The sequence below is a fragment of the Paenibacillus sp. WG02 genome, from assembly GCF_055396115.1.
On record NZ_AP036016.1, the window covers coordinates 3,178,279 to 3,191,323 of the forward strand.

A 13,045-nucleotide genomic window follows, 5' to 3' on the forward strand; every position below is an offset into this window, starting at 1 on the left:
GTGCCAATATACCCTTGATTTCTTCAATAGGACTTAAGGGGGCTTAGTCATGAAAAAGAAGGTCATCCTAGATGTAGACACGGGTGTGGATGATGCGTTAGGTATTCTGTTGGCCGTTCGCAGCGGAAATATGGGTGTGCTCGGAATTACAACCGTGAATGGCAACGTTTCTCTGGACCAAGCGACCAAGAATACATGCAAGATCCTCCAACTGCTTGGGATGGAAGAGAAGATTCCTGTGGTTAAAGGGGCAGATAAGCCATTGATGCGAGCTTCTCACTTTGAGCATCATGTCCACGGAAATGATGGGCTTGGCGGCGCTTTAAGCGATTTGCCGGTTCATATGCAGACGACTGCTGGACACGCATCCGATTTTATCGTAAACCAAGTGCGGGAGCATGTCGGAGAAGTCACTTTAGTTATGACAGTTCCGCTAACGAATCTGGCTTTGGCGGTTATGAAGCATCCTGATCTGATTCATCAGGTCAAGGAAGTGATTGTGATGGGCGGCGTCGTTCAAGGCTTCGGCAATGTAACGCCCACGGCGGAGTACAACATGTATGTCGATCCGGAAGCTGCGAAGATTGTTCTCCAGGCAGGTTTTCCATCCTTAACCCTTGTAGGGTTGGATGTGACGCGCAAAGCGCTGCTGACCGATGATCATATCCGCGAGCTCGGTGATTCTCCAATAGCCCGTTATGTTCAGGAAAGCACCGCAAATTATATGAAACGTTACTATGAACGTAATGGGGTTCGGGCTTGTGCGCTTCATGATCCACTTGCAGTCGGAGTGGCTCTGAATAAACAGCTGGTCACGACGCGCCATTATTACGTAGATGTCGAAACCCGCAGTGAGCTGTGCGACGGACAAACCGTATGCGACTTCCAGAACCGCTTGTCCAAAGAGGCGAATGTTCATGTGTGTACGGATGTATCGGCTGACGAATTTCTCCAGCTTTTTATAAACGCGCTGCGTGCTTAGCGAACCCAGGAACAGGAGTAAAGCTACATGAAAAAAAAGTTCTTATTTTTATTATTGCTACCGGGACTGCTTTTCCTGACGATTTTCATGGTGGTACCGATCCTACTGACAATAGGTTCAACCTTTTTCGATAAAGGGACATTTACGCTTGGAGGGTACTTGAATTTCTTTAAAGACCCTTATTTTCTCAAAATCGTATGGACAACGCTGCGTGTCAGCTTGGTAACCACATTATTTTGTATATTGCTTGGATTTCCAGTAGCTTACTTCATCTCCAAACAAAGTCCGAGACAAAAGGCGATTTTACTTGCATTAGCAATTTTTCCGCTGCTTACAAGCTCGGTTGTCAGATCGTTTAGCTGGATGATTATTTTAGGTAAAAAAGGGCTGCTCAATAATGCCTTGATGGCCATTGGTCTCATCCAAGAGCCGCTTGATATTTTGTACACGCCTGCAGCGATGATGATTGGGCTTCTCCATTTGTTTCTTCCGCTCATCATTATTACGTTGGTCGGTGTTCTTGAGAATATAGATCCGGATCTGATCAAAGCGGCGGAGAGCCTTGGAGCCAACCGATTTACGGCTTTCGTCAAGGTCATCGTGCCGCTTAGCGTACCCGGATTAATTATAGGCAGTATCCTTGTTTTTGTCGGAAGCCTGACAGCTTATACGACACCGGCTTTGCTCGGAGGCAAGCAGCGGGTCATTTCCACATTCCTCTATCAGAATGCGATTACTCTGAACGATTGGTATCTCGCCTCCGTCATTGCCGTGATTATGATCGTGATCACCTTCGTGGTTATCGCGCTTATGAACAAACTGGCTACTAAATTAAATCCGAAGGGGTAGAAGTATGCGGGAGAAGAATCGAGGACTGGCCTTATTTACGCTTCTTGTTTATATGTTCTTGCTCGGGCCGCTCGTCATTATTGCATTTGCTTCATTTGAGCCAGGGAGTGTTTTGAAATTCCCGCCGACAGGATTCTCATTGAAATGGTACCGCAACATTTTGGAAGTCAAGATGTTCATGAAGACCGCGGGTACCTCTGTTATCGTATCGATGATCGGTAATTTGTTTGCACTGCTGCTTGGTATCCCAGCGGCTTATGCATTAAGCCGTTTTGAGTTTAAGGGAAAAGGAGCGCTGAATGCGATTTTTATTTCCCCGGTGCTTATTCCAGGTATCGTGCTTGGGTTTACGATGCTTAAGTACCTTATCGTCACTTATCACTTGCCGATCTATGCAGCACTGCTGATTGGACATACCGTGATTATGCTTCCTTTTATCATCCGCGTTATTGCATCTAGCTTATCGAATTTTGATTTTGCGATTGAGGAAGCTGCATTAAGTCTTGGCGCCGGTCAGCTTAAAACCTTTTTCAAAGTCGTCCTGCCGAACATCAAGTCCGGTATTATCGCAGCCATTCTTATTGCATTTTTAGAATCATTTAATAATGTCGACATCTCGGTCTTTATGACGGGTCCCGGAGTCAGTACGCTGCCAATACAGATGCTGACGTATGTGGAGAATCATTTTGACCCTACAATTGCCGCGATATCTGTCATACTCATGCTCTTCACTGCTGTACTTATGTTCATCATTGAACGGTTGATGGGTTTATCCTATTTCACCAAACGATAACGGAGGCTTTCACCCATGGCATTGCTATCACTGGAAAATATATCGGTTGCCTATGACCAGCAATATATTCTGCAGGACTTCAACCTCAGCGTTGAAAAAGGAAGTCTGATCTCGCTGCTTGGTCCAAGTGGATGCGGGAAAACGACGACTTTGCGGCTAATCGCAGGATTCATAGAGGCAAAGGCGGGCAAATTTTCGCTAAACGGAAAAGATTATACGCACGTTCCCGTCAACAAACGGAACTTCGGATTCGTGTTTCAGAGCTATGCTTTGTTTCCGCACTTATCCATTTATGATAATGTAGCTTTCGGTCTGCGTCTTCGGAAAGTGAGCGGGGCAGAGATCGATCGGCGGGTTCGGAATATCCTGGATATCGTAAGCTTGTCCGGCTTCGAAAAGCGGTTTCCGAAGGAGCTCTCTGGCGGCCAAAGACAACGGGTTGCTATTGCCAGGGCGCTTGTAATCGAGCCGGAACTGCTGCTCTTCGATGAGCCGCTTAGCAATTTGGACGCGAATCTGCGCATTAACATGCGGGTGGAAATCCGCCGTATTCAGCAGGAGCTTGGAATTACTACAGTCTATGTATCGCATGATCAGGAAGAGTGCTTCTCCATCTCCGATCAAGTTGCGATTATGAATAAAGGCATCATTGAACAGCTGGGTGCTCCAGCGGCGATATTTAAATATCCAAAAACGGAGTTTGTGGCTCGGTTTATTGGTTTTACGAATTTTATAAGCTTCGATTCAAGGTTCGATGGAAACGATGAGATTGCGTTGAAGGTGAAAGACTATATGTTCGCCGTTACGAAGCATGCAAGTAAAGGAGAACAGCTGGGCAAGCAAGGCGCAATTCGCCCGGATGATGTCGTGATTGGAAAGGCTGATGAAATCGAGGCAGGAGCGAATCGATTGGCTGGTCGTGTCAAGGTCAGCACCTTCCTTGGAAGAAGCTATCAATACGTTGTCGAGACGGAGCTGGGGAATTTCACAGTGAATAAAGAAATGGAGCTTCCATACCAGAATGGTCAAGTGGTCCGGCTTCTTTTTCCTAGCGAGAAATTAGTTCTAGTTGAGTAATGTACTTGGAGGCGAAGACAGATGCGTGTAGATTTACTGATTGAGAATGTACGAATTTATAATAGTTATTTTAAAACATTCATCCTAGGCAATGCAGCGATCTTGGATGGAAGATTTCTATATATCGGGGAACGGGCTGCCGATAGCTTCGAGGCGGCCGAGCATTTGGACGGACAAGGACGTTATATGATTCCCGGCCTCATTGATATCCATCTGCATATCGAAAGCACGATGGTTACGCCGGAGACGTTCTCTTACGGACTCATTCGCAACGGTGTTACAACCATTGTTCCAGAACCTCATGAGATCGCCAACGTCTTCGGACTTGACGGGGTGAAGGAATTCATTAAAGCTAGCCAGCACTGTGTGGCGGACATGTTTTACGCCATCCCGAGCTCAGTTCCTGCCACATCGATGGAAACGACCGGAGGCTCGATTGAAATCGAGGATTTGGACGAGCTGCTTCGTTCAGAACGCATCATTTGTTTAGGCGAAATCATGAACTACGTAGATGTGATAACGGATCCCGATTGCAAAACGAACCACATTTTACATCATATCCGTACTCATTATCCTCATCTGATTATTGAAGGGCATGTCCCGAAACTATTGGATCTGGACTTGCATCGAATGATCTTTAGCGGGGTAGATTCCGATCATACACATCAATCGATCGAGGGGATGGAAGCTCGAATCGCTGCGGGGATGTTTATTGAAATTCAAGAAAAATCGATGACGCCTGAAGTGATGGCGTATTTGATGGAGCATGAGGTATCCGAGCACTATTGCTTTGTTACCGATGATGTGATGGCTGACTCCTTCGAGCGTCGGGGGCACTTGAATCACCTTGTTCGTAAAGCGATCGGCATGGGCATGAAGCCTGAGCAGGCCATTTATGCCAGCACACTTTCTCCAGCCAAAAGAATGCGGATGTATGATCGCGGCGTTATTGCGCCAGGTAAAATTGGCGATTTTCAACTGATATCCGATCTGGAGCAGCTGACGATCGACCAAGTGTACAAGCATGGCCGCAAGGTCTATGATGTGAACGAACCCTACGAGCCAACCGTCCATTCACCCGCTTTTCCCGACCACTATTATCAAAGCGTTCATATGTCGCCGTTAACTGATGCGGATTTCTCAGTGAGCACAGAAATAGCGGATGGCTGGTATGCTTGCAGAGCAATGATGGTGAAAGATGGATCCACGTTTACAGAGGAGCAGCAGGTCGATGTAGAGGTTCGTCAAGGGAAGCTTAACTGGCAGGATAGCGGCTATGGACTCATTGCTACGTTTGAACGCTACGGAAAAAACGGGAATCGCGCTTATGGTTTAATCGGCGGTGATACGATCAAACGAGGAGCCGTAGCAACGACTTATTCTCACGATAACCATAACATGCTTGTTGTCGGACACAATCCCGTCGATATGATGATCGCTGTGAATGAGGTCATCAAGAATCAAGGGGGCTTTAGCGTAGTTGAGAATGGCGAGGTGATCGCTAGTCTTGAGCTGCCTGTCGGCGGTATTTTGACCGAAGTCCCTTTGGAGCAAGTCGCCAAGGAAGTTGAGCAGCTGCGCAAGGCTATGGAATCATTAGGCTACCGTCATTATAATCCGATCATGTCGATCAGTACGCATTCTTTACCGGTTAGTCCAGCATTGAAAATAACGGATTTTGGTTTAATTGATGTAAATGAAGGGAAAGTTGTGCCTTTAATCATACACAATTAATTGAGAAAGCTAAGTCATGGATGGTTATTACCATTGTGGCTTGGCTTTTTTTTCGTTCATGGATAACAATCGATCACATAGGATCTGAGGCCCAGCCTTCCATTCTGTTTAGGAGTTTATTATGTCGAACCATGACCGAAATGAAGCGATTATGGATGGTTCAAATGATCTAAATGACATGTATAATATATTGTGAATATAATGTATAATTCAAATACCAAGTCAATCTAGTCATGGTACGACGATAATGCGACTGTGCAGATCGATAATGTTTCGGTGCTTATTCCACAATAAACCCATTTGTTAATTATTACCATAAAGGAAATATCTGTCCCCTTAGGGAAATGAAGTGATTGATACGCTTACTTAGGCTTAAGGGGGACAGACATGCATGAAGCTGCACAAAAAATTAATGATCGTATATTTGGTTACTATTTTACTTCCAATCGTAGGGTTAACGAATTACTTCCTTAATCAAATGTCAGACCTCATTATCCGGTACGTATCTGATTCTTATCAAAAGATCCTAGTCCAATCCAACAACGGCATTTACTACAATATCCGCTTCTATGAAAGCATTCTTGACAATTTAACGGTGTCAGAGTCCGTTCAAAACGTACTTTCAGAACCCGAAGTATACCGGGAAAAAGGCGTCATTATCATGAACCGGGAAATCTCTCGTGCCGTCCGGTTTATCCAAGCCTATCAGGCGACCGATGTCGAGAGCATCGAATTTTTCTCCACATCACCGGATGTTATGTCCGATGGCGTATACCTTTTTCCAGTAGATAGGCTTCGAAGGGTTCTCGGCTTGAATGAAATACCGGACTCGAAGTTTTGGATACTTGAACAGTATGACGGCAAATATTATTATGCGTTGGTGCGTCCGATTTACAGCATCGGGGAGTTTAAGAAAATTGGTTACATAAAGCTAACGATCCAGATCCCTTCCGTGACGTATGTACAGGAAACGATGGGCAGCAAAGCAGTAGACGCAAGTGGAAGCCTAATCATTGCAGATAGTAATGGAACCATCATGTTTAACCCTGACACCGATCAACTTGGCAAGCCGCTTCCACAGGAAATCGTCGAACGGACGAGTGCGGATCGAAGCTCAGAGTCCGAGCTGAACCTACATATGCAAGGAACCGACTATGTCATGTGGTACCGCAAGCTCCAGAATGTGGACTGGACGATGTATCTACTTGTACCCAAAGCGTCGATTCAATCCAAAGTGAATGAAATTCGCCAAACGATTTTGACAGTCAGCATCATTTGCATGATTATTTTCTCTTTTCTAACCTTGCTTATCACCCGTCAGCTGACCCGCGGGATCCGACGTCTCCACGCCAAAGTATCCCGGGTAGGCAGAGGGGTGCTCTCTACGAGCCGCAGAGTCCGTGTTAAAGGCGATGAGATTGATGAACTTGATCGAAATTTTGATAACATGCTCGATAATTTGCGAGACCTCATTCACCAAAACTATGTGGAAAAGCTGGAAAGAAGGGAAATGGAGCTCAATTTTTTACAAGCTCAGATTAATCCTCATTTCCTATACAATACATTGGATGCAATCAAGAATGAGATTGATATGGACGAGAAGCAGACAGCCATTGGCATGGTCGTCGCACTAGCAGACCTTTTTCGAATTTCGGTATCCAAGGGAAGTAACACCATCCTTTTCGAACAAGAAATTGATCACGCCAATTGTTATTTAAAGATTCTAGAAATCCGTTTCGGTGCTCGACATACGATCGAATGGCAAATAGATTCGCGGATACCAAGTCTTTATACCTTGAAAATTATCCTTCAGCCTCTCCTGGAAAATGCGATCCAGCATGGGTTGAAGGGGATGGCAAGAGGTTCTGTGACCGTGATAGGCGAGCTGACGGAGCAAGCTGTCATCGTGACCGTTCGTGACAATGGTGTGGGGATGACGAAGGCACAAGCAGAAACGCTGCTAAGTGATCATTCACCCAGCAAGGGCATCGGATTGTACAATGTGAACAGTCGAATTCGGATGTATTTCGGCAGTGAGTATGGCTTGTCAATTAAGTCGGAGCTGGGGAAAGGGACGGATGTTGTATTAACGCTGCCAGTGCTTGAGGAGGTTGAACATGTATAAGCTGCTTATTGTGGAGGACGAATTATCAACACGCAAGTGGTTCACTAAAGTTATTAATTGGGAGAAAAATGGTTTTGAAGTCATTGCGATTGTGGAAGATGGACAGCAAGCATGGGAAATCATGAAGGATCGTCCTGAAGTGGATGTGGTGATGACCGATATCCGGATGCCCTATATGGATGGTTTGGAACTAACAGAGCGCATCAGATCGCTCCCGGGTGAGCCTGTGGAAATTGTCATTCTTAGCGGTTTTGGGGAATTCGATTATGCACAGCAGGCCATTAAGCTTGACGTGCGTGATTATTTACTGAAGCCCGTGACCAAAGAGCAGTTAACAGAAGTATTCGAGGTCATTGCGCGAAGACTGGATGAGCGGCATTTGCAATCGACGAAAATCCAATATGCGAATCAAATGCAGAAGGAGAAGGCATTACTCCAAAAAGCGCAAATGTATGAGCGCTGGCTGACACGTAAAGACAACGTAATCACTCCAGAGCGGTGGTTCAATCCATTTGACGCTCATTTAGACATCGTGAATGTCTCATTTCTTATGCTTGTCGCGGAATTCGATGATTACGCTAAGTTCACCGATCATTATAACGATGAAGATCAGAAACTATGCCGTTTCATCGTTCATAATATCTTGGATGAAATTTCTCACAAGTACGGAGCGGTGGATTCTGTGCTGTTGCCGCCGAACCGTTACGTTTTTCTCCTTGAAGCAGGACCAGAAAGTGAGATCGATAACAAAGGGCTTCTAGCAGGCCAAGCTTTCCAAGAGGGCTTAAACAATTATTTGCGGTTATTTAGCGTTCAGCTTTCAGTGGGATGCAGTCAACGGTTCGAGGGTATTTCCAATGTTCCTGAGGCCTATGAACAAGCGTTTAAGGCGCTTAGGCGTAAATTTTTCACGGGTAAAGGGTCTGTCAATCTATATCATCCATCACCGCAAGGACAAAGCGAAGGCTTCTACCCGTCTGAGCTTGAAAAAAAACTCATAATCGCCTTCAAGCATGGTGACGAGCAAGGGGGTTATGGACTCTTTACTGAATTTCTGCGTAGCTTGTGCAGCAGCGGGGAATCGGAGGATGCCATACGCTTCATCGTGGGCGAGATGCTCGTTAATCTGTTTCGTCAGCTGAGGGAAGTTAAATCACTTCCTGTGACGAGTGAAGTCATGGAAATGTTTATTGAGGAAATCCGTTGTCAGGAAACGTATGCTGAGCTTGCCGAGAAGGCGAAAGAATTGATTCAGTTTATGCTGCAATCGATCGCTATCGAAGCCCTTTCTCTGTCGCCGGTCTCTAAAGGCATTGAATACATGAAGATCAAGCTGTCTCGGGATATTTCCCTTCATGAAGTCGCTGAATATGTGGGGATCAGTGCTTCTTATTTCAGCACCTTATTTAAGCAAGAGAAGGGTTATAACTTCGTGGATTCTCTCGTTCGGCTTCGCATGGAGAAGAGCTTGGAACTTCTTGAAGGAACGGCATTAACCGTCGCTCAAGTTGGGGATGAGGTCGGATACCAAAGTTACCGCTATTTTACAAAGGTATTCAAAGATTACTACAAGATGACGCCGACGCAGTTCAGGGAACGGCTCAAGATGAAGTGAAAATTCAAGTTGAAGTGTGAATCCAAAAAACATGACAAATTCAAAAGAAAGTGATACCTGATCATAAATATTTGGACTACCGAGCGGGAATTCATAGCTGATATAATAAATATATCAAATGGAACCTATGAATAAGTCCAATAAGGAGGTAAAACGCTTACAATGGAATCATTGACAAATTCTATGACCGAAGTTCAAACCCGAAAATCGATGTCATTCAAGCGTTTGCTGTGGAAACGCATCTGGCAGCATAAAGTATTTTACTTATTCATGCTGCCAGGCATCATTTGGTTCTTCATCTTTTCTTACGTTCCCCTCTACGGAATTCAAGTGGCGTTTCGTAATTTTACGTTCACCGGCGGCTTCTCAGGAAGTCCTTGGGCCGGCTTGAAATACTTTCGCCAATTCTTCGATTACTATCAAGCTACAGAGCTTATCCGGAACACCATTGTGATCAGTTTGTCAAAGCTTCTTATCGGTTTCCCCATGCCAATTATTCTCGCGATTCTTCTGAATGAAGTTCGCAGAGTGAAATTCAAAAAGGTTGTCCAGACCCTTTCCTACTTACCTTACTTCGTTTCTTGGGTCGTAGTCGTGACATTGATGCAGCGCCTCCTAACTCCTTACGGCGGACCGTTGAATGACCTGCTTGCCTCACTAGGCATGGAACGCATTCAATTCCTTTACAACACAACATGGTTTTATCCCATGATATTGGGGTCTGATGTATGGAAAAACATAGGATGGAATTCCATCATCTATATGGCGGCCATAGCCGGGATTGATCAGCAATTGTACGAAGCGGCAAAGATTGACGGCGCGAACCGTTTTCGGCAAATGTGGCATGTCACGCTCCCGGGTATTCGCAACATTGCCGTGATTCTCTTTATTCTCTCCGTCGGCGGCTTGATGAGCGCCGGATACGAACAATTGCTACTCTTGAATGGGCCGGCAACAGCCCGAATCGGGAGTGTCCTCGATGTGCATGTCATCACTTCCGGTATTAGTGGAGGTCGACTCAGTTATGCGGCAGCCGTTGGTTTGTTCCAAAGCATTATCGGTCTGGTGATGATTCTGGTCGTCAACCGAATCGCTAAGAAATACAGCGACGTGTCCCTTTTTTAAAGCATGTATTTACTCACGAAGACGCTAAGGAAGTGATGAGATGAAGCGCGATATATCCTTATTCAGCACACTAAATTATATCATCCTGGCACTGATCGGTTTCTCGATGATCTACCCGTTTATTTACATTCTTGTGTACTCGTTAAACGATGGAAATGACTCCATGCAGGGTGCGCTGTATTTCTGGCCTCGGCAGTTTACCTTAGATAACTATGCGCAAGTGTTCCATAACCCTCGCATCTGGCAAGCTTATAAAATTACACTTCTGCGCACGATTCTCGGCACATTTCTACACGTGCTTTTGTGTACCCTTATGGCTTACGCATTGTCGAAGAAAACACTGCCGGGGAGAACGTTTTTCACCTTCTATATCTTCTTGCCAACGATCTTCAGCGCGGGATTCATTCCTTACTTCATCACACTGCAAAAGCTGCATCTGATCAACACTTTCTGGGTGTATATCATTCCGATGTTATTCAACTTCATGCATATCGTCATCATCCGGACGTTCCTGCAGGGGATACCGGAAGAGCTGGACGAATCGGCACGCATTGACGGATACGGCGATTTCACAATTTTTTTGAAAATTATCCTGCCTTTATCAGGTCCAGTGCTTGCAACAATAAGTTTGTTCATAGGTGTCGCACATTGGAATGATTGGTTTGCTGGGGCTTACTACGTATCCAACAAAAACCTAGTTCCTGTTCAAACACTGCTGCAGCAAATGCTGACGGAAGCGGAAGCACTCTCGAATTCGATGCAGCGGGCAGCGCAGCAAGGAGGACAAACGATTAGTATGAATCCAGCCGGTTAACGCCGGAATCGTTACGGATGGCACTCTTGGTTATCACGGTCTTCCCGATTTTATGCATATACCCATTCTTGCAAAAGTACTTTGTCAAGGGCGTCTTGCTAGGCTCCGTTAAGGGTTAGCTGTCCTCGATTTTGGGGGGCTTATCATATATGAATGAAGGAGGGTTCTCATGAAAAAGAAATGGTCTAGAGGTGCTTCCGTTGTATTAGCATTAACGCTTGCTGGTGGTTTAGTAGGTTGTACTCAAAAGGAAGAAACGTCTCCAAGCCCAAGCGCAAATTCAAGCACAAGTCCAAGTACTACAGCCAAAACGGATACCAAGAAAGAGGTCACACTTAAAGTTTTGCACAACTGGAATGGTTCCAGTGGTTCTGAGAGCGATATGAATGCCGTCGCCAAAGTGATTAAGGAGAAAACCGGGGTAACGATTCAAATGGAATACACGAAAGGCAGCGAAGTGGAGAAAGTCAACACGATCTTCGCAACGCAAGACCTGCCTGATATATATACGGGACCGGCATGGGGCGGTGAGCTGGATGGCATCGTCAAAGCTGCCAAAGAGGGTCAATTGGTTGATCTCTCCGGCAAGTTGGCCAATTATCCCAACCTAGCCAAAGAAATCGCCAAAGAGAACGTACCGCCTGCTCTTTACGAAAAAGCGATTGACGCCTATAGCGGCAAAAAATATTTGCTATATCAAAATCACCCTGGCAACGGACAAGGATGCCATGGACTGGCTGTACGGCTTCTATGTTCGTAAGGACATTGCAGATAAAGTAGGCGTCGACCCGCAGTCCGTCAAAACAAAGGACGACTTATACAATTTCTTGAAGAAAATCAAAGATGCGGGTCTCAAAGAAAGCGGTCAACCGGTCATTCCACTCGGCGGCTTTCACAACGGTTGGGCTGTTAATATCGGCGATCAGATGTTTATGGGTTCCGGCTTCCTCGATAAAGGGGACGGCTCTCTAGAGAATAATTTCTTTACTAAACAATACGAAGACTACACGTTATATTATCGGAAGCTGATTTCTCAAGGGTTGCTCGATCCCGAAGCGTTCACACAGACGGATCCAATCGCGAATGAGAAAGTAAAGCAAGGGCGCGTTGCCGTCCTCGCAGTTCACTACCCGGCTATTCTTGATGCCTCCAAGGACTACGTCCAGTCTCACCCGGGCAGCGATTATGTGCCAGTAGGTCCACTTGAAAGAGCAGGCGCTGAAGCCAACCGTCCGGCTGATCTAGGCGTGCAAGGCAACAATGTGACTGTCATTACGAAGCAAGCAAAGGATGTAGATGCGGCCCTGCGCCTGCTGGATTTCCTAGCTTCTGATGAAGGCTTCATGCTTACTCGCTATGGTGTTCAAGGCGTTCATTGGGATATGCAAAACGGCAAACCGACAGCGAAAAAGGAATGGTTTGATAAGTTTGTGAATGACAAAACCGGGAAGCTGAAAAAGAACGAAGGGATTGGCGTCGGTTACGAAAGTTTGACAGGTCTAGACCGCACGAATTCCAAAGGTAACGGGGACATCTGGGCCGATCAGAATCGCGTGGCCTCTCTAGAGAAAGCGCGGAAAATTTTACGACCGAACGGCATTAAAGTCATTACAGCCTATAATCCTTGGGATGTCATTACGAAAGCCCCTCAATGGGAATCGCTCAAGCCATCCATGGATAAAGCCACTGATGCCTGGAAAGAAGCGATATTTGCTAAGTCTGATGAGGCAGCACTTAAAATCATTAATGATTTACGTGGGCAGATGGTGAAAACAGGCTATCGCGAAGCGATCAAATTCACGAATGATAATCTAAAAGGCAAAGACGTTGTGAAATTTCAAATGCCTAACTAAAACATAAAGTCGCACAGGCGGCGAACGACGGGAGAGGCTACATGACTCTCCCGTTCTCGTTCAGCCGAGATGCGACGC

11 protein-coding genes are annotated in these 13,045 nt (G+C 45.7%); all 11 read left to right on the forward strand.

Annotated elements, in window-relative coordinates:
* The first annotated feature begins 49 nt into the window (after positions 1–49).
* Positions 50–982: a nucleoside hydrolase gene (locus ACBP55_RS14050; RefSeq protein WP_464652396.1), complete on the forward strand. Its 933-nt coding sequence runs from the start codon at positions 50–52 to the stop codon at positions 980–982.
* A gap of 27 nt (positions 983–1,009) precedes the next feature.
* The gene (locus ACBP55_RS14055) at positions 1,010–1,831 is read left to right on the forward strand and encodes an ABC transporter permease (protein WP_029193778.1); all 822 of its coding nucleotides are present in this window, start codon (positions 1,010–1,012) and stop codon (positions 1,829–1,831) included.
* 4 nt (positions 1,832–1,835) lie between these two features.
* Entirely contained in the window at positions 1,836–2,624 is a 789-nt protein-coding gene (locus ACBP55_RS14060) for an ABC transporter permease (protein ID WP_464652398.1), read from the forward strand.
* A 15-nt stretch (positions 2,625–2,639) separates the two neighbouring features.
* Positions 2,640–3,701 (forward strand): ABC transporter ATP-binding protein, encoded by a 1,062-nt coding sequence (locus ACBP55_RS14065; RefSeq protein WP_464652399.1) that lies wholly within the window; start codon positions 2,640–2,642, stop codon positions 3,699–3,701.
* Positions 3,702–3,722: 21 nt separating this feature from the next.
* The gene (locus tag ACBP55_RS14070) at positions 3,723–5,435 is read left to right on the forward strand and encodes an adenine deaminase C-terminal domain-containing protein (protein ID WP_464652401.1); all 1,713 of its coding nucleotides are present in this window, start codon (positions 3,723–3,725) and stop codon (positions 5,433–5,435) included.
* A 391-nt stretch (positions 5,436–5,826) separates the two neighbouring features.
* Entirely contained in the window at positions 5,827–7,560 is a 1,734-nt protein-coding gene (locus tag ACBP55_RS14075; RefSeq protein ID WP_464652403.1) for a sensor histidine kinase, read from the forward strand.
* A complete protein-coding gene (locus ACBP55_RS14080) occupies positions 7,553–9,175 on the forward strand; it encodes a response regulator (RefSeq protein WP_464652405.1) in 1,623 nt (540 codons plus the stop codon). The genes ACBP55_RS14075 and ACBP55_RS14080 overlap by 8 nt, the downstream gene beginning before the upstream one ends.
* Positions 9,176–9,337: 162 nt before the next feature.
* Positions 9,338–10,300, forward strand: coding sequence for an ABC transporter permease (locus ACBP55_RS14085; protein ID WP_464652407.1), 963 nt, complete (start codon positions 9,338–9,340; stop codon positions 10,298–10,300).
* Positions 10,301–10,340: 40 nt separating this feature from the next.
* Positions 10,341–11,114: a carbohydrate ABC transporter permease gene (locus ACBP55_RS14090; RefSeq protein WP_464652409.1), complete on the forward strand. Its 774-nt coding sequence runs from the start codon at positions 10,341–10,343 to the stop codon at positions 11,112–11,114.
* Between the two features lie 169 nt (positions 11,115–11,283).
* Positions 11,284–11,874, forward strand: coding sequence for an extracellular solute-binding protein (locus ACBP55_RS14095; protein ID WP_464652411.1), 591 nt, complete (start codon positions 11,284–11,286; stop codon positions 11,872–11,874).
* Positions 11,843–12,967 (forward strand): extracellular solute-binding protein, encoded by a 1,125-nt coding sequence (locus ACBP55_RS14100; protein WP_464652413.1) that lies wholly within the window; start codon positions 11,843–11,845, stop codon positions 12,965–12,967. Before ACBP55_RS14095 ends, ACBP55_RS14100 begins: the two co-directional genes overlap by 32 nt.
* Positions 12,968–13,045: the final 78 nt, after the last annotated feature.